Annotated in this window: 19 protein-coding genes; 10 read left to right on the forward strand and 9 right to left on the reverse strand. The window is 63.9% G+C overall.

All coding sequences use genetic code 11. The annotated features are described in order from the left end of the window. The first annotated feature begins 5 nt into the window (after nucleotides 1–5). On the forward strand, nucleotides 6–1,025 hold the full coding sequence (locus tag E4M07_RS18830) for an ABC transporter ATP-binding protein (protein WP_136659921.1): 1,020 nt from the start codon (nucleotides 6–8) through the stop codon (nucleotides 1,023–1,025). Then, nucleotides 1,022–2,035, forward strand: a complete 1,014-nt coding sequence (locus tag E4M07_RS18835) for an ABC transporter ATP-binding protein (protein ID WP_136659922.1) — start codon at nucleotides 1,022–1,024, stop codon at nucleotides 2,033–2,035. The genes E4M07_RS18830 and E4M07_RS18835 overlap by 4 nt, the downstream gene beginning before the upstream one ends. Nucleotides 2,036–2,049: 14 nt before the next feature. On the opposite strand, the gene E4M07_RS18840 is transcribed toward E4M07_RS18835, so the two are convergent. Both E4M07_RS18840 and E4M07_RS18845 read right to left on the reverse strand, forming a co-directional pair. Beyond that, complete coding sequence (locus E4M07_RS18840) at nucleotides 2,050–2,553, reverse strand: hypothetical protein (RefSeq protein WP_136659923.1); 504 nt, start codon at nucleotides 2,551–2,553, stop codon at nucleotides 2,050–2,052. A gap of 94 nt (nucleotides 2,554–2,647) precedes the next feature. Further along, complete coding sequence (locus tag E4M07_RS18845) at nucleotides 2,648–3,406, reverse strand: GntR family transcriptional regulator (RefSeq protein WP_136659924.1); 759 nt, start codon at nucleotides 3,404–3,406, stop codon at nucleotides 2,648–2,650. A gap of 135 nt (nucleotides 3,407–3,541) precedes the next feature. On the opposite strand from E4M07_RS18845, the gene E4M07_RS18850 reads away from it, so the two are divergent. Genes E4M07_RS18850 through E4M07_RS18885 form a run of 8 tightly spaced genes read left to right on the forward strand, consistent with a single transcriptional unit; the run spans nucleotide 3,542 to nucleotide 11,147 of the window. Continuing rightward, entirely contained in the window at nucleotides 3,542–3,913 is a 372-nt protein-coding gene (locus tag E4M07_RS18850) for a TIGR04076 family protein (protein WP_136659925.1), read from the forward strand. Beyond that, nucleotides 3,906–4,955 carry an aldo/keto reductase gene (locus E4M07_RS18855; protein WP_136659926.1) on the forward strand — a complete coding sequence of 350 codons (1,050 nt, stop codon included), beginning with the start codon at nucleotides 3,906–3,908 and terminating at the stop codon, nucleotides 4,953–4,955. The genes E4M07_RS18850 and E4M07_RS18855 overlap by 8 nt, the downstream gene beginning before the upstream one ends. Beyond that, a complete protein-coding gene (locus E4M07_RS18860) occupies nucleotides 4,952–5,728 on the forward strand; it encodes an ABC transporter ATP-binding protein (RefSeq protein ID WP_206057310.1) in 777 nt (258 codons plus the stop codon). The genes E4M07_RS18855 and E4M07_RS18860 overlap by 4 nt, the downstream gene beginning before the upstream one ends. Beyond that, entirely contained in the window at nucleotides 5,721–6,458 is a 738-nt protein-coding gene (locus E4M07_RS18865; protein WP_136659927.1) for an ABC transporter ATP-binding protein, read from the forward strand. Before E4M07_RS18860 ends, E4M07_RS18865 begins: the two co-directional genes overlap by 8 nt. Then, nucleotides 6,455–7,366 (forward strand): branched-chain amino acid ABC transporter permease, encoded by a 912-nt coding sequence (locus E4M07_RS18870; protein WP_136659928.1) that lies wholly within the window; start codon nucleotides 6,455–6,457, stop codon nucleotides 7,364–7,366. The genes E4M07_RS18865 and E4M07_RS18870 overlap by 4 nt, the downstream gene beginning before the upstream one ends. After that, a complete protein-coding gene (locus E4M07_RS18875; RefSeq protein WP_136659929.1) occupies nucleotides 7,363–8,355 on the forward strand; it encodes a branched-chain amino acid ABC transporter permease in 993 nt (330 codons plus the stop codon). Before E4M07_RS18870 ends, E4M07_RS18875 begins: the two co-directional genes overlap by 4 nt. 17 nt (nucleotides 8,356–8,372) lie before the next feature. After that, entirely contained in the window at nucleotides 8,373–9,632 is a 1,260-nt protein-coding gene (locus E4M07_RS18880) for an ABC transporter substrate-binding protein (RefSeq protein WP_136659930.1), read from the forward strand. Between the two features lie 48 nt (nucleotides 9,633–9,680). Next, nucleotides 9,681–11,147, forward strand: a complete 1,467-nt coding sequence (locus tag E4M07_RS18885) for an aldo/keto reductase (RefSeq protein ID WP_136659931.1) — start codon at nucleotides 9,681–9,683, stop codon at nucleotides 11,145–11,147. 53 nt (nucleotides 11,148–11,200) lie between these two features. On the opposite strand, the gene E4M07_RS18890 is transcribed toward E4M07_RS18885, so the two are convergent. The 7 genes from E4M07_RS18890 to E4M07_RS18920 all read right to left on the reverse strand — a co-directional run bounded on the left by E4M07_RS18890 (nucleotide 11,201) and on the right by E4M07_RS18920 (nucleotide 16,958). After that, nucleotides 11,201–12,343, reverse strand: a complete 1,143-nt coding sequence (locus E4M07_RS18890) for a M56 family metallopeptidase (protein ID WP_136659932.1) — start codon at nucleotides 12,341–12,343, stop codon at nucleotides 11,201–11,203. Continuing rightward, the gene (locus tag E4M07_RS18895; protein WP_206057311.1) at nucleotides 12,330–12,728 is read right to left on the reverse strand and encodes a BlaI/MecI/CopY family transcriptional regulator; all 399 of its coding nucleotides are present in this window, start codon (nucleotides 12,726–12,728) and stop codon (nucleotides 12,330–12,332) included. Before E4M07_RS18895 ends, E4M07_RS18890 begins: the two co-directional genes overlap by 14 nt. Before the next feature lie 125 nt (nucleotides 12,729–12,853). Next, nucleotides 12,854–13,132, reverse strand: a complete 279-nt coding sequence (locus tag E4M07_RS18900) for a DUF2160 domain-containing protein (RefSeq protein ID WP_136659933.1) — start codon at nucleotides 13,130–13,132, stop codon at nucleotides 12,854–12,856. Beyond that, on the reverse strand, nucleotides 13,132–13,929 hold the full coding sequence (locus E4M07_RS18905; protein ID WP_136659934.1) for a carbohydrate ABC transporter permease: 798 nt from the start codon (nucleotides 13,927–13,929) through the stop codon (nucleotides 13,132–13,134). The genes E4M07_RS18900 and E4M07_RS18905 overlap by 1 nt, the downstream gene beginning before the upstream one ends. 16 nt (nucleotides 13,930–13,945) lie before the next feature. Then, nucleotides 13,946–14,803 carry a sugar ABC transporter permease gene (locus E4M07_RS18910; RefSeq protein ID WP_136659935.1) on the reverse strand — a complete coding sequence of 286 codons (858 nt, stop codon included), beginning with the start codon at nucleotides 14,801–14,803 and terminating at the stop codon, nucleotides 13,946–13,948. Next, entirely contained in the window at nucleotides 14,800–15,882 is a 1,083-nt protein-coding gene (locus E4M07_RS18915; RefSeq protein WP_136659936.1) for an ABC transporter ATP-binding protein, read from the reverse strand. Before E4M07_RS18915 ends, E4M07_RS18910 begins: the two co-directional genes overlap by 4 nt. A gap of 11 nt (nucleotides 15,883–15,893) precedes the next feature. Then, on the reverse strand, nucleotides 15,894–16,958 hold the full coding sequence (locus E4M07_RS18920; protein ID WP_136659937.1) for an ABC transporter ATP-binding protein: 1,065 nt from the start codon (nucleotides 16,956–16,958) through the stop codon (nucleotides 15,894–15,896). Nucleotides 16,959–16,969: the final 11 nt, after the last annotated feature.

The following is a 16,969-nucleotide window of genomic DNA, read 5'->3' on the forward strand; positions in this document are numbered from 1 at the left end:
CGCGGATGGGCGATGACATTCTTCGCGTCAACGGTCTGAAGATCTCCTACGCGGTGGGGGACGCCAAGGTGCGCGCGGTGGACGACGCGACCTTTTCGATTCCAAGCGGCTCCATCGTCGGCCTGGTGGGTGAATCGGGCTGCGGCAAGACGACCGTGGCGCGCGGGCTGACGCGCGTCATGGCCAAGAGCGCGATCATCGAGGGCGGCGAAGCGATCTTTGACGGGACCGACCTGATGAAAATGAGCGAAGCGGAGATGAACCGGCTTCGCTGGCGCGACATCGCCTTCGTTCCGCAAAGTGCCATGAACTCGCTCGACCCGGTCTACCGGATCGAGCACCAGCTCAACGAGGTGCTGATCCAGCGCGGCGGCCACAGCAAGTCCGAAGCCCGGCAACGCTCCGAGGAACTCTTCGACATGGTCGGCATCGAGCCGAGGCGGCTCAAGGACTACCCGCACCAGTTTTCCGGCGGCATGCGCCAGCGCGTGGCGATCGCACTCGCCCTGGCGCTCAACCCGAAGCTCGTCATCGCCGACGAGCCGGTGACCGCGCTTGACGTGATCGTGCAGCGGCAGATCCTCGACACGCTCAAGGACCTGCAGGAAAAGCTCGGCATCTCGGTCATACTGGTCACGCACGACATATCGGTGGTCGCCTATGTCTGCGACCGGATCGTCGTCATGTATGCCGGGCAGGTGGTCGAATCGGGCGACACCGAGACCGTGCTGACCCGGCCCTACCACCCCTATACGATGGGCCTCTACAATGCCTTCCCGGACCTGCAGTCGAGCGCCGGTCTGCTGACCCCGATCGAGGGGCATCCGCCGGACCTGAGACATCCGCCCACCGGCTGCCGCTTCGCACAGCGCTGCCCGTTCGCACAGAGCCGCTGCACGACGAGCGGCGACATTGAACTCGCCGATGTCGGCGGCGGGCACTATGCGGCCTGCCTGCGGTCCGGCGAAGCGGCAACGCTGCGCGGGGACGCGGCGAAATCCGAGACATGGGCGGCCATGGCATGACGCAGCTGCAATCCGGACCCGCCGCACCGAACGGCGAACCTATGATCAAGGTCGGCAACGTGCGCAAGCATTTCGCGGTGGGCAATCCGCTGCTGGCGGCGATGCGCGGCACGACGACCCTGGTCAAGGCCGTCGACGGGGTCGATTTCACGCTGAACCGGGGCGAGAGCGTCGGGCTTCTCGGAGAATCCGGCTGCGGCAAGACAACCATGGGCCGACTGCTCCTGAAGCTCGAGGACGCGACGGAAGGGCAGATCCTGTTCGAAGGCGAAGACCTCGCCGACTGCCAGGGCGAGCGGCTGAAACGCTTCCGCACCCGCGCGCAAATGGTCTTCCAGAACCCGTTCGAGGCCCTCAATCCGCGTTTCACGATCGCCCAGTCCCTGGCTGAGCCGCTGGACAATGCCGGCATCGGCAAGGCGGAGCAGGGAGAGCGGATCCGCGCGGCGATGGAACTCGTCCACCTGCCAAATCCCGAGCAGTTTCTTTCACGCTACCCGCACCAGATGTCGGGCGGCCAGCTGCAGCGCGTGGTCATGGCCCGGGCGCTTATCCTCGAGCCATCCTTCGTCGTCGCCGACGAGCCGGTCTCGATGCTCGATGTCAGCGTGCGGGCGGGCATCCTCAACCTCTTCCGCGAGGTGCGGGAAAACCTCGGTCTGACGGCGATCTATATCAGCCACGACCTGGCGCTGGTGCGCTACGTGTGCGAGCGCACGATCGTCATGTATCTCGGCCGTATCGTCGAGGACGGCCCCACCGAGGACATCGTGCGTGAGCCGATGCACCCCTATACGAAAGCCCTGGTCGCGGCCGTTCCCGTGCCGCATCCCGACCAGTCGCACGATGCATTGCCAATCAAGGCCGGCGCGCCGGATGCGCGCAACCCGCCGTCCGGCTGCCGGCTGCGCGACCGCTGCCCGCATGCCTTCGAGCGCTGCGCGCTCGAAGAACCGAAGGCCACGAAGGTGGGCGACCGGAAAGTGCATTGCCACCTGTTCGACGAGTAGGAACCCCTATCACATCAGCCGGCTTCGTCCGGCTTCGGCGGCGGGCGGTGATAGCCCGGGCCGATCACCATGGGCTCATCCGGCACCACGTCGTCGTCGATGTTCGAACTGATGGTAAAGGCGTGGTTCCAGAACGGTTCGCCCGTTCCGGTCTTTCGCAGTTCCAGCGATACCTTGTAGGGCACCTGCGCCCTGACGCCGCGCATGGAGGGGCTGCGCACGGAAATCGAACGATCCGGCAGTCCGATCTGCCGGATGACGACAAACGGCGCACCGCCCGACGGGTTTTCAAAGGTGACAACCAGCATGGTGCCGACCGGGATGGGCTTTTCCGGAACCGCCGTGAAACCCATGTAAATATCGGCGACGCGGTAGTTGAAGATAAAGCTTCCGCCAAGGATCTTGAGATAAGGCCTGTCGGCCGGGTCTTCCCTCAGCAGAAGCAGAACGGCAAGCAGCACAAGGCAGAACGCCGTCGCCGCCACCGCCACCCATCCCATCCTGATCTCACCGCGCATGGTTCGCCGCCATTGCCAAAACGGCCCCACGGGCCGCAACGCCGGCGATCCTACGCCAAATGACGGGCCGGAAAAACAGCCGGTGCCGCAGCGATCAGCGGGGCTTTTGCGTGTAGGCGTCGAGAATGTCGAAGGAACGCGAGATATCGGCGACGAGCGCCTGCCTGGCCGCCCCGGAATCGCCGTCACGGGCGGCGGCGATGATGCGGCGATGGTCCTTGTGGCTGCCGCGGATATTGGGGTCGATGGTGTAGTGGATCAGGTTGAGGAACGGACCGTATTGCAGCCACAGGCTCTCGATGATGCGAAACAGCGTCGGCGATCCGCCGATCCCGTATAGCGTGAAATGGAACTTGCGGTTCGACGTCAGTTCGTCGATCGGCGATTTCGGGCTTTTCGATACGGCCTCGTCCAGTATGGCCTCGAGCTTGTCGAGATCCTGCGGCCTCGCCCGCTGGACGGCCATTTCGGTGACCATCGATTCGATGCCGATACGCGCCTGCCTGAGGTCGATGAGGCGGGAGCGTCGAAGCGGCGGGACTCGCAGCGCCCGCCCCGGGGCGTCAATCAACGCACCCTCCGCTACGAGCCGCCTGACCGCTTCGCGCACCGGCGTAATGCTGGTTTCGAAGCGGTCCGCCAGCTCACGCAGGTTCAAATAGTCTCCGGGTGCGAAATAGCCCACCATGAAGGCGTCCTTGAGCTGGTCGTATACCAGCTCGCGCAGGTTCACCGGCCGCGCGGGCCCGAGGCCCGGCATGCCGCCACCCGGCTCCGCATCCGGCCGCGCCGATCCCATGCCCGCATCGCCAAACGATGCTTCCGGAAACTCGATGGCGTTTTCCTGGCTCACATGGTTCTCCCGCTGCTCAAGAGCACTCTGCCGGAGAACCCGGCAAGGCGTGCAAACTTGACTTTTCGGCCGGTGCGGCGCACCCTTTCGTATAAAATATCACAAATAACATATCACAAAAAGACGAGGTTGCCAGTGGAGGAAAAACCTTTTGAGCTTTTTGACCTCAAGGTGGAGGTGGTAGCCGGCGAAAAGCCGATGGTCTGCAACCATCCGGAAGGCGCCTATTTCCTCGTCGAAGGCGAGAACCTCGTCTTCCCCGACGTCAACAGCTTTCCGATGTATCCGATGGCGGCGCTTTTGCCGTTCCTGCCCGCCAAGCAGCGCGTCACCGACGACAACGACTGGATGAGCACGGATGCCGACATCGCCTGTCCGGACCCCCATTGCGGCGGGCGCTTCCGCATCACACGGCTGAAGAAGCGACGCTTCACCCATGCCGAAACCTCGGGCCTGCCGGATGCGCGCGGCACGCCCTACTGGCAAAAGGCCGATGGCGATGGCTGAGCTGACCACGCTGCGACCCGGCTATACGTATTCGCGCGTCATCAAGGGCGGATGGCAGCTCGCCGGCGACCACGGTCCCGTCGACCCGCAGCGCGCCATCGCCGACATGGAGCGCTTCTTCGACGCCGGCATCAATGCCTTCGACTGCGCCGACATCTATACCGGCGTCGAGGAGATGATCGGCGCCTTTGTCGGCCACATGCGGGAAAGCCGCGGCGAGGAGGCCGTCGACCGGATCAAGGTCCACACCAAGCTCGTGCCCGATTTCGACCGTTTGCCGACGGTCACGCCGGCCGACATCGAGGCGATCGTCGACAGGTCGCTGCGCCGGCTGCGGCTGGAGCGCCTGCCGCTCGTGCAGTTCTACTGGTGGGACCTGTCGGTCGGCCGCCCCTACGAGGTGCTGTCGCGCCTGAAAGACATCCAGGCCAAGGGAAAGATCCAGTATCTCGGCGCCACAAACTGGGGCGAGGCGGCCATGCAGCCGTTCCTCGATGCCGGTCTCGAACTGGTGTCCTCGCAGGTTCAATACTCTCTGCTCGACCAGCGGCCGGCCGGCGCTTTTTCCGACTGGTGCGCGAAGAACCGGATGCAGATCCTCGCCTACGGTACGCTTGCAGGGGGGTTCCTGACCGAACGCTGGCTCGGCGCCGGCGATCCGGGCTTTGCATTCGAGAACAGGTCGCTCGTCAAATACCGGCTGATCATCGACGAGTTCGGCGGCTGGCCGCTGTTTCAGGACCTGCTGAACGTGCTCAAATCTGTCGCCGACCGGCACGGGGTCACGATCGGCGCCGTGGCCAGCCGCTGGGTTCTGGACCAGCCGCAGGTCGGCGCCGCCATCATCGGCGCGCGCACCGCCGACCATCTCGGTGAGACCGAGGCGATCTTCGAACTGCGCCTCGACGACCAGGACCGCGAGGCGATCGCCGCCGTTCTCGAGCGCCGCGCGGGTCCGAGCGGCGATATCTACGGCCTGGAAAGCGACAAGACGGGCCGGCACGGGCGGATCATGAAATACAATCTGGGAGGCGTACAGTGACTGCCGCCGGTCTGCTCGAGACGCGCGACGTGAGCGTTTCGTTCGGCGGCTTCCAGGCCGTCGACCAAGTCTCGCTCGATATCCGGGAGGGCTCGATCACCGGGCTCATCGGGCCGAACGGCGCCGGCAAATCAACCCTGTTCAACGCCATCGTCGGCGAACAGGCCTGCGACAGCGGCACGATCCGCTTCAACGGCCGGGCGATCGGCGATCTGCCGCCGAACGCGGTCTACGACAGCGGACTGGCACGGACCTTCCAGATTCCAAGGCCGTTCGCCGCCATGTCGGTCTTCGAGAACCTGATGCTCGCCGCCCCGAACCAGCCGGGCGAGCGTTTCTGGGTTCCGGTCATCGCGCGGCGCGGCATCGACGCAAGGGAGCGGCAGATCGCCGAGCGGGCGCGCGAGATCCTCGCCTTCACGACGCTGGACGGTGTCGCCGACGAAGCCGCCGGCCGGCTGTCCGGCGGACAGCAGAAACTGCTGGAACTTGCCCGGGTGCTGATGAGCACGCCGAAGATGATCATGCTCGACGAGCCGGCGGCGGGGGTCAATCCGACGCTGACGCGCGTCCTCATCGAGAAGATCGAGCAGCTCAATTCAGAGGGCTGCACATTTCTCATCATCGAGCACGACATGGACCTCGTCATGCGCCACTGCCACGCCATTGTCGCCATGTCGAACGGCCGCATCATCTACGAGGGCGACGCGGCCGGCGCGCAGTCCAACGAGACATTGCTGAACGCCTATCTGGGAGCGAGCGTCGATGCCTGACACCGCAGCGTTCCTGGAAGTGACGGACCTGACGGCCGGATACCGGCGCGGACTACCGATCCTGCACGGTGTATCGATGGCGGTGAATACCGGCGAGATCGTCACGGTCATCGGCCCGAACGGCGCCGGCAAATCGACATTGATCAAGGCCGTCGCCGGTCTTGTCATCGTCGAAGGCGGCAGCATAAACCTCGGATCGAAGGACCTCATCGGCGTCGCGCCCGATCGCCTCGGTTCCTTCGGGCTCTCCTATGTGCCGCAGACGGCCAACATTTTCACCACACTCAGCGTCGCGCAGAACCTGGCGCTTGCCGCACGACGCTGCCGATCGGAGCCCGAGGTGCGCATTGCCGCCATGCTGGACCTTTTTCCCGCGCTGGCGGAACGGCGCGCGGTGCGCGGCAGCGGGCTTTCCGGCGGCCAGCGCCAGGTGCTTGCCATCGCCATGGCACTGATCGCACAGCCGCGGATCATCCTGATGGACGAGCCGACCGCCGGGCTGTCGCCAAGGGCGAGCCAGGACGTGCTCGAACTGATCGGCAAGATCGCCAGCGACGGCGTCTCCGTTCTGCTTGTCGAGCAGAATGCCAGAATGGCGCTCGGCGTCTCCGACAGGGCCTATATCCTCGCCGACGGCCAGAACCAGATGGACGGCCCGGCCGCCGATATCCTCGACGACCCGGCCGTGGCGGAGATCTATCTCGGCGGCAGGCGAAAGGGGGCGGCATGATCCAGGCCCTGTTCGACGGCGTACTGGTCGGCTCGATCCTGTCGCTGGGAGCGATCGGCCTGACCCTGGTGATGCACATCCTGCGGTTCGCCAATTTCTCGCATGCGGAGCTGCTCTCCGTCGGCGCCTATTGCGCGCTCACCTTCGACGCCGCGCTCTCCGGCATTGCGCCGGTGCTTGCCGAACTGATCGGGCCGTTCTCCATGTCCGCGGCCCTGGCGCTGGCAACGCTCGCCGCAGCCGTGGTGACCGGCCTGACAGCGGTTTTGATCGACCGGCTCGTCTTTCGCCGGCTGCGCGATACGGCCGGACCGCTGACCATGGTCTTCGCCTCGTTCGGCGTGGCGCTGATCATGCGCAACCTAATCGCCCTCGTCTTCGGCCTGCAGACGGAACGCTTCACCGACGCGATCTCCTTCGCCACCATGATCAGCAGCGACCCGCTGCTGCTCATCAAGCCGGACCAGGTGGGCATCCTCGTCATCGCGCTTGCGGCGATGGGCGCGCTGCATCTCGTGCTGACCCGGACAACACTCGGCTTCGCGCTGCGCGCGGTCGCCGAGAACCCGACGCTCGCGCAGGTCAACGGCATCGCCCTGCCCTCCATGATCAGGCTGACCTGGATCATCGGGGGCGGGCTCGCCGCTGTTGCCGGCGTGCTCTACGGCATCGACAATCAGCTCAGCCCGGTCATGGGCCGTGATCTCGTCCTGTCGCTCTTCGCCGCCGCGATCGTCGGCGGGCTCGGCAGCGTCACCGGCGCCATGCTCGGCGGCTTCATCGTCGGACTCGCCTCCTCCTTCGCCATCCTGCTGTTGCCCGCCGGATACAAGCCGGCCATTCCCTTCCTCGTCATCCTGGCGACCCTTTACGTGCGCCCCAACGGCCTGTTCGGAGAGGCGCGATGATCGGGCTCATCTCCTATCTCGTGTTCTTCCTGACGATCTCGGCCATCCTCGCCATCGCCGTACTGGGGCTCAACCTGCAATGGGGCAATGCCGGCATCTTCAACGGCGGCGTCGTCGCCTTCTTCGGAACCGGCGCCTACCTGATGATCATTCTCGGCGGGCCGGAACGGGCCGGCGAACTCGGCGGCTTCGGCCTGCCCTGGCCGATCGCCCTTGCCGGCGGCGCAGCGGCGGCCGGTCTGCTGGCCGTCGTCGTCGGCCTGGCGACGACCCGGCTGCGGCACGACTACCTGGCGATCGCCACATTCGGCATCGCGGTCGCGATCGAGGCCTTCGTGCGCAACGCCACCTACCTAAGCGGCGGCGCCAAGGGTATCCGCGGCTTCGAGCGCCCGCTGGAAGCGCTGGTCGACAATCCTTTCCTTTACAGCCTGCTTTACCTGGCGCTGACGGTGGCGTTCCTGGCGATCGTCTATGCGGGCCTCTCAAGGCTTGTTTCCTCGCCCTACGGGCGGCTGTTGCGCGCCATTCGCGAGGACGAGACCGCGGCCCGCTCGCTGGGCAAGAACCCAGCCCGCGCGCGCCTCGAGGCCTTCGTCATCGGCGCGGTGATCATGGGGTTCGCCGGCGGGCTCTACGCGACATTCTACGCCTTCATCAGCCCGCAGGACCTGGCGCCCATCCTGACGTTCCAGATCTGGGCGATGCTGATCGTCGGCGGCGCCGGAAACAATCTTGGTGCCGTTGTCGGCACATTCGTCGTCTGGGGATGCTGGGTCGCCAGCGGCAATGCGTTGTCGAGCCTCGCACCCCAGGAGCTGCAGCTTTATGCCGGCACGCTCCAATACATCCTTATCGGCCTGATCATCGTTGTCACGCTGCTGGTCAGGCCGCGCGGGCTTTTGCCCGAAAGGCTGCAGGTCACCAAACGGCCGGGCCCACAGAACACCGGCGTCGTCAGCAGCGCCGGCGAGCAATATCAGAGCTGAACAGAGGGAGAATGACTATGCATTCCGGACTGAAAACCACAATCGGCGCGGCGGTGGTCACCGCCGGCCTGTCGGCCGTTCCGGCCATGGCACAGGACTGCACGACCAAGATCGGCGCCGTCCTGCCGACATCGGTGGACTGGGGCCGACCCATCGCCGAGACCGCCGCCTTCGCGGTCGACCTCTTCAACGTCGCCGGCGGCGTCAAGGGCTGCAAGGTTGAGATGATCCTGCGCGACACGCAGACCGACCCGAAGGTCGGTGTCGACGCGGCGAAGGCGCTGGTCGACCTCGAAAAGGTGCCGGTGCTGCTCGGCGCCGTCTCGTCCGGCGTTTCCATGCCGATCCTGACATCGGTAACGGTGCCGTCAAAGGTCATGCAGATGTCGTGCTGCTCGTCATCGACGGCATTCACGAGCGTCGCCAGCGAGGGAAAGACCGACGGGCTGTGGTTCCGCACCTTCGCGACCACGCGCAACCAGTCGGCGGTGGCCGCCCTGCTCGTCAAGGAGCGCGGCTACAAGAATGTCGCCATCTTCTACAAGAACGACGACTGGGGCCAGGACATCGGCCGCCTCGTCAAGGCGGACCTCGAGGCCATGGGCGTGACCGTGCCGGCATCCATCGCCATCACCGACGGCCAGTCCTCCTACCGGTCCGAGGTCACCGAAGTGCTCAAGAGCCAGCCGGAGGCGATCTACATGGCGCTCTACCCGGCCGAGGGCGCGCTGGTGACGCGCGAATGGATATCGCTTGGCGGAACGCAAAAAATGGTCGTCGCCAACTCGCTGAAATCCGAGGAGTACCGCGACAGCGTCGGCCTGCAGTATCTGGGCGAAACCGTCGGCCATGACAGTGCCCAGCCGCGCACCGAAAGCGCCCGCGGCTTTGTCGAACTCTACAAGGAACAGTTCGATGCCGAACCCAGCGGCCCGGGCCTGCCGAACAGCTTCGACGCGGCGATGATCGCGTTGCTTGCCATGGAGGCGGCACCGGATGCGAGCGGACCCGCAATCGCCGCTTCCGTCGCCAAGGTGACGGACCCCGCGGGCGAGCCGATCTTCCCGAACGCGGAAGGGCTGAAGAAGGCCAAGGAACTGCTCGGCGCCGGCAAGTCCATCTCCTACCAGGGCGGAACCGGACCGGTGAAGTTCGACGCCAACGGCGACGTCTCGGCGCCGGCCGTTGCCTGGAAGTTCGATGAATCGGGCACCCAGGAGGTCCAGTACTTCACGCTCGACGAGGTGGATTCCTTCATTGCCTCGCTGGAGAACTGACACGGACGCCCGGCCAACGGCCGGGCGCCTTTTCGGAGCCGAAAACCGATGACGGGCAAGCCCGAACGCACGGAACTGGCACCGGGCCTTGAGGCAAGCCGGATCATCACCGGCCTGTGGCAGGTCGCGGACATGGAACGCGGCGGCAAACCGCTCGACCGCGTTCCGGCCGCCCGCGTGCTCGTCGACTACGCGGAAAGCGGCTTCGACACGTTCGACATGGCCGACCACTATGGCTCGGCGGAACTGATTTCCGGCGAAGCCCGCCGGATGCTGCTTCAGAAAAACGGCGGCACCGACGCGAAATTTTTGACCAAGTGGTGTCCCGAACCACACCAGACGACACCGGAAGCAGTGCGCGCCGGCATCGCGGAACGCTGCGACAGGCTCGGCGTCGAGACGATCGATCTGCTCCAGCTGCACTGGTGGTCGTTCGAATATCCCGGATATCTTGACGTGATGGACACGCTGATGCGCCTCAAGCAGGACGGCGTTATCGGGCATATCGGGGTGACGAATTTCGACACCGATCACCTTTACCTGCTGCTGCAGCAGGGCTACGAGATCGCCACCAACCAGGTCTCCTGCTCGTTGCTCGACCGCAGGGCGCTGGCCGGCCTGAGCGACCTGTGCCTTGAGCGCGGCGTCAGGCTGCTGGCCTACGGAACGCTGGCCGGCGGCTTCATGTCGGAAAAGTGGCTTGGCAAACCCGAGCCTTCGGTCACCGACTGGAGCAAGATGAAATATTCGAGATTCATCGGCACCATCGGCGGCTGGCCGGTCTTCCAGGACCTGCTTTCCTGCCTCGACGGAATCGCGCGGCGCCACGGCGTGTCGATCGCCAATGTCGCGACGCGCTGGATCCTGGACCAGCCGGCCGTCGGCGCCGCGGTCATCGGCGCGCGGCTGACCCGGTCGGAGCACCGCGCCTCCAACACCGACGCGTTCTCCTTCGCGCTGGATCAGCAGGACCATAATGCCATCGCGGCCTTTACCGGGCAGATGAAATCCGTTCCCGGCGACTGCGGCGACGAATACCGCCGGCCGCCCTATCTCACCGCCTCGGGCGACCTGACAGATCACCTGAGCGAACTGCCGCCGGTCTTCGAGGTGGTCGAGAACAACGGCCGCCGCCAGGCCCTGTCGGGCAGCGAATGGGAGCCGGTCGCCGGTTACTGCCGCGCTTTGCGTAAGGGCAACCGGATCCTGGTCAGCGGCACGACCGCGACGCATGGCGAAAGCCGGGTCGTTTGCCCCGGCGACGTGCGCGGCCAGACGATCTACATCCTCGACAAGATCCTCGGCGCGATCACGTCGCTGGGCGGGACGCGCGAAGACGTCATACGCACGCGCATCTATCTGCGCGACGCCGATCAGTGGGAACCCGCCTCCCGCGTCCACGGCCGGTATTTCGGCACGGTCAGGCCGGCCAACACGCTCCTCGAGATCGGCCGGCTGGTCGGCGACTACGCGGTCGAAATCGAAGCGGAAGCCGAGGTGACCAAAAGCCGCTGAGAAATGCCTGGGTCGGCCAAATCCGCGTACGCATTAATGGGCTTCGGGCCTGTTTACCGGTCCGGCCGTTCGGCCAGGCTGTTGCGCATGGCGAGCCGGTCGAGGTTGACAATCGTCGACAGCATGATGCGATCCTGGCTCCAGTCATTCGGCTTCTGGATGGCGACGGTCGCGAGCGCCACCATCGCTACCAGCGGCACCAGCAGGCTGACGAGCGCCGAATTGCGGTTGCGCGTGGCGCCACCCTCGAAGAGCGAGACCAGACGCCGGCGCAATATCGCCGCCGGGCTGTTGCCGAACAGGGAGCTGTCCGACTTGACCAGGGCAACCCCGGGGACCGAGATTGAGAAAAGCCGGTCCCTGCGGAGGCTGTTCTGGCAGACACGCAACAGGCATTCGCAATAGGCCTCGATGTCGTAGTGCTTGCGGGCGAGGACACGCTGGTCACAGGACAGTTCACGAAGGTACTCGATCTGGCGCTTCCACAGGTAGAACACCGGGTTCCAGAAGAACAGCGGCTTGAGAAATTCGAGCGCCAACTCCCACTCGATGTCGTATTGCCTGATATGCTGGAATTCGTGGCAAAGCGCAATTTTCACATCTTCGCCGTCGCCAAGCATGCTCGACGGTATTACGACAAATCTTCTGCGCAGCGTGCGCGTGGAGAACGGAACGCGCGCCGTGTCCGACAGGAGCAGGTGCACATTGCCGAAACGACGCCACGTGAAGCTGTTGCGGATGATCCTGCGAAGCTGAATCATGCTGAGTAGAAGGCGCGCCGCAAACAACAGGAAGCCGCCGGCCAGAACCGCCGAAATGACGATGCCGATCTGGCTGTTGATATTGACGAGGTCGCTCGTCAGGCTGTTGCGCATGACGAGATAGACTTCGAGCTGCGAGGCGTTCATCTCAAACCGACCCTGCAGATACTGGGCAAGTATGATGTCGGAAAGAGTCATGGAAAAATCGGGCGACAGCACACCGGCTCTCGCGAAAAGTGCGAAACAGGCAACGAGAACGGGGCTCGCGCAGACAGCCAGAAACAGGCCGTTCAGGAGCTTGAGTTGGGTCACATAGGCATGTTTCATGCCGGCGCGATTGAGACAGAGACGGGCGAGCAGCCACAGGCCGAAGGCAAAGGCCATCAGGATGTTGATGTTGAGATATGCGTCAAGGACGGCGCTAATCGGAATCATTTTTCATCCTCCTATCCAGCAGCTCGCTGATTTCGTTCAGCGCGTCCTTCGACAGGTCATTGTCATCGACCAGGCGGGCCACCAGCGTGGCCGGCGTATTGTCGAAAAGCTTCTCGGACAGGTCCTTCAGGGAGCGCGTCTGATACGCGTCCTTGCTCAGCAGTGCCCTGTAGAGGAAGGTCTTTCCCTGTTTCGTGCTGGTAACGAACCCCTTTTGCTCCAGGATCCTCATGATCGTCGCCGCAGACGTGTACGCAAGATCGCGGTCCGGAGCCAGGTTGGCCAGGACATCACGAACCGTTCCCTCCCCGAGTTCCCAAAGACGGGTCATGAATTCGAGCTCGACCTCTGTCAGAAATTCGGCCTTCTTCTTTTGTCGCACCATGGTCCCGTCCAAAGACACCTCGCCTCGTTCCGCGCGACAGTACATACTAAAACTTTCGTTTTTCCAAGCGAATTTTTCGTGCCCCCGCGATCGGGACCGGACTGGATCGCACCGAATCCCCTTTGTCAGACTTTCCAGAAGCAGAAGGCACCCCAGGCAACGCTCAAGAAAAGCGGCGCCCAAAGCGGCAGGCCGAACAGTCCGAGCCAGGCAAGAAAGATATAGACGGCGCCCAGAAGCGACATGAACAGCCGGTCGCCGCGGGTGGTCACCAGACCGAATATGCCCCGGCGTTCTGCGCCGCCGGGATAGCGGATTTCAAGGGCGGTGAGCACGGCCATCGCCGAAAAAATGCCGATGAACACCAGCGCGGTCGGCCAGGTCCAGGCCATCCAGCTCAGCATCACACCCTCCCCAGGGCAAAGCCCTTGGCAATGTAGTTGCGGACGAAATAGATGACGATCGCGCCCGGAATGATGGTCAGCGTTCCGGCCGCGGCCAGCAGGCCAAGCTCGTAGCCGGCGCTCGACGCGGTCTTCGTCATCGTCGCGGCAATCGGCTTGGCGGCCACCGCCGTCAGTGTCTTGGCGAGCAGCAGCTCGACCCATGAGAACATGAAGCAGAAGAAGGCGGCCACGCCGACGCCCGAACTGATCGTCGGCAGGAAAATTGTGATGAAGAAGCGGGGAAAGGAATAGCCGTCGACATAGGCGGTCTCGTCCAGCTCCACCGGTACGCCGCTCATGAAACCCTCGAGGATCCAGACGGCAAGCGGAATGTTGAACAGACAATGCGCCAGCGCCACGGCCCAATAGGTGTCGAACAGGCCGACGGCCGAATAGAGCTGGAAGAAGGGCAGTGCGAAGACGGCGGCCGGCGCCATCCGGTTGGTCAGCAGCCAGAAGAAGAGCTGCTTGTCTCCCAGGAACCTGTAGCGCGAGAACGCATAGGCCGCAGGCAACGCCACGGCGATCGAGATCACCGTGTTGAGCGACACATAGGCGATCGAGTTGATATAGCCCCAGTACCAGGAAGGGTCGGTGAAGATCACCCGGTAATTATCGAAGGTCCAGGTCTGCGGGAACAGCGAGAAGCCCGACAGGATCTCGCCCGTTGTCTTGAAGCTCATCGCCACCAGCCAGTAGATCGGCAGGAGCAGGAACAGGATATAGATGATGACGATCCAGTTTCTCTTGCGCATTTGGTCTTTCCTGCCGCTAGTTGTTGCGGGTCATCAGCGTGTAGAACAGCCACGAGGCCAGAAGCGTGATCGCGAAATAGATAAGCGACATGGCCGCTGCGGGACCGAGGTCGAACTGACCGAGCGCCATCTTCTCCAGATCGATCGACAGCAGCGTGGTGGAGTTTCCGGGGCCGCCGCCTGTCAGCACGAAGGGTTCGGTGTAGATGTTGAAGCTGTCCATGAAGCGCAGCAGCACAGCGATGATCAGCACCTGCTTCATCTTCGGCAACTGGATGAAGCGGAACACCGACCAGGCCGAGGCCCCGTCGATCTTCGCCGCCTGGTAATAGGCGTCCGGGATCGATACCAGTCCTGCGTAGGACAGCAGCGCCACCAGCGACGTCCAATGCCACACATCCATCACGATAATGGTGATCCAGGCGGCCAGCGGATCCTGGGTCATGTTGTAGTTGATGCCCAGCGTGTGGTTCATGACATAGCCAAGCAGGCCGATATCGGGCAGCGTGAAGATGTTCCACATGGCGCCGACGACATTCCACGGAATGAGCATCGGCAGCGCCATGGTGACGAGGCACACCGGCACCCAGAAGCCCTTGCGCGGCATGGCCAGCGCTATGATGACGCCGAGCGGCACCTCGATCGCCAGGATTGTGCCGGTGAACAGGAACTGCCTGCCGAGCGCGGCGTGGAAACGTTCCGAACGCAGCAGCTTCTCGAACCAGTCGAGCCCCTGCCAGAAGAAGAGGTTGTCGCCGAATGTCTCCTGCACCGAGTAATTGACGACGGTCATCATCGGGATCAGCGCGTTGAATGCCACTAGCAAAAGCACGGGCATGACGAAATACCAGGCTTTCTGATTTTCGACCTTCATGCGGCCATCTCCCCCGGAACGCTGGCGATCCAGCCGTCGCGATACAGGCGCGTCTGCGCCGGCTCGAACTGCAGATGCACGGTTTCGCCCTGTTCAGGCACCGAGTGCTCGACAATGGCATTGACGCGGGTGTCGCCGAGCATCGCCTCGACCACGAAATGGCGCCCGACATCGGCCACCTTGCGCACCGTTGCCGCCAGGCCCTTACCAGCGATCGAGACGAATTCCGGCCGCACACCGATCTGGGTTGCGCCGGTGCCATCAGCGACCGCGCCCTCGAGGGCGATGCGATCATCCCCGACATAGGCGGCGCCGCCGCGCACTTCGCATGGCAGAACGTTCATACCGGGCGATCCGATGAAATGGCCGACGAATGTGTGGGCGGGTCGATCGAACAGCTCGACCGGAGTTCCGATCTGCACCACCTCGCCCTCCTGCATGACCACCACCTGATCGGCGAAGGTCAAGGCCTCGGTCTGGTCGTGGGTGACATAGATCATCGTCGCCCGCACCCGCTGGTGCAGTTCCTTGAGCTTGGAGCGCAGCTTCCATTTCAGATGCGGGTCGATAACCGTCAGCGGTTCGTCGAACATCACCACATTGACGTCGTCGCGCACCAGGCCGCGGCCCATGGAGATCTTCTGCTTGTTGTCGGGCGAAAGGCCGGCGGCGCGTGTCTGCAGCATGTCCGTGACCTCCAGCATGCCGGCAATCTCGCGGACGCGCGCATCCACCTTGTCTTTCGCGACGCCGCGGTTGCGCAGCGGGAAGGCCAGATTGTCGTAGACGGTCATCGTGTCGTAGATCACCGGGAACTGGAAGACCTGTGCGATGTTGCGCTCGACCGGCGGCAGGGCCGTGACATCGCGTCCGTCGAACAGGATGCTGCCTTCGGAGGGCGTCAGCAGGCCGGAAATAATGTTGAGCAGGGTCGACTTTCCGCAGCCGGAAGGACCGAGCAGCGCATAGGCGCCGCCATCCTGCCAGTCGATGTCGATCTGCTTGAGCGCATAATCCTCCGGGCCGGCCGGGTTTGCGAGATAGCTGTGGCGCAGCCTGGACAGGGTGATTTTTGCCATCGTTGCCGCTCCTAAGCCGCCAACGTTCCGTCGGGGCCGAAGTAAAAGCACTTCGACGCGTCCATGAAGAACCGGTGATCCTCGCCGACGCGGTAGGGATGCACGCCTGCCGCCAGCGACACCCAGCTGTCATTGCCGAGGAGGAAATGCGCGCTGCTCTCGGAGCCGTTCAGCTCGGTCACCTGCACGGTGCCCATCATCGGCACGGCGTCGTCAGTGCTCTTCACGGGCGAGACATGGTGGGGACGCACCGCAACCGTGTAGGGACCGTCCGTCAGGTCGGCAGCCTGTCCCGTCAGCGTCCATTTGACATTGGCGTTGAGCCGCGCCTCGCTGCCCTGCTTCTGGATCTGCGCCGCGTTGATCGGCGGATCGGAGAATACCTCGGCGGAGATCAAATCGCGCGGATTGCGATAGATTTCGGCCGTCGGCCCGAACTGCGTGACACGCCCGTCGTGCATCAGTCCGGTGCGGCCGCCGAGTAGCAGCGCCTCTTCGGGCTCGGAGGTCGCATAGACGACGACGGCACCGCGTCCCGCGAACAGATCGGGAAGCTGATCGCGCAGTTCCTCGCGCAGCTTGTAATCGAGGTTGGCGAGCGGTTCGTCGAGGAATACGGCATTGCTTTCCTTGGCGATCGCCCGGGCCAGGGCCGTGCGCTGCTGCTGGCCGCCGGAAAGTTCGTGCGGCCTGCGCCGCAGCATTGGCTTCAGCTGCAGCAGGTCCGCCGCCTCTTCGACCCTTGCCTCGACCTCCGAACGCGCCATGCCAGCAACACGGAGCGGCGAGGCGATGTTGTCGAAAACACTCATGTGCGGGTAGTTGACGAAGAACTGGTGTACGAGGCTGATGTTTCGCTTCTGGGTACTCAGCGCCGTAACGTCACGGCCGTCCATCATGATCTGGCCGGTGGCGCACCGGTCGAGGCCGGCCATCAGTTTGATGAGCGAGGTCTTGCCCGCCCCGGTCTCGCCGAGAAGCACGTTGAAGTGGCCGGGCTCGAGGCGCAGATTGACCGGCTTGATGTGCTGGATGCCGCCGATGCGCTTGGTGACGCTTCTGAGTTCAAGAGCCATGGTGGAAAATT

The organism is Nitratireductor sp. XY-223, assembly GCF_004959855.1.
Classification (GTDB): Bacteria; Pseudomonadota; Alphaproteobacteria; order Rhizobiales; family Rhizobiaceae; genus Hoeflea_A.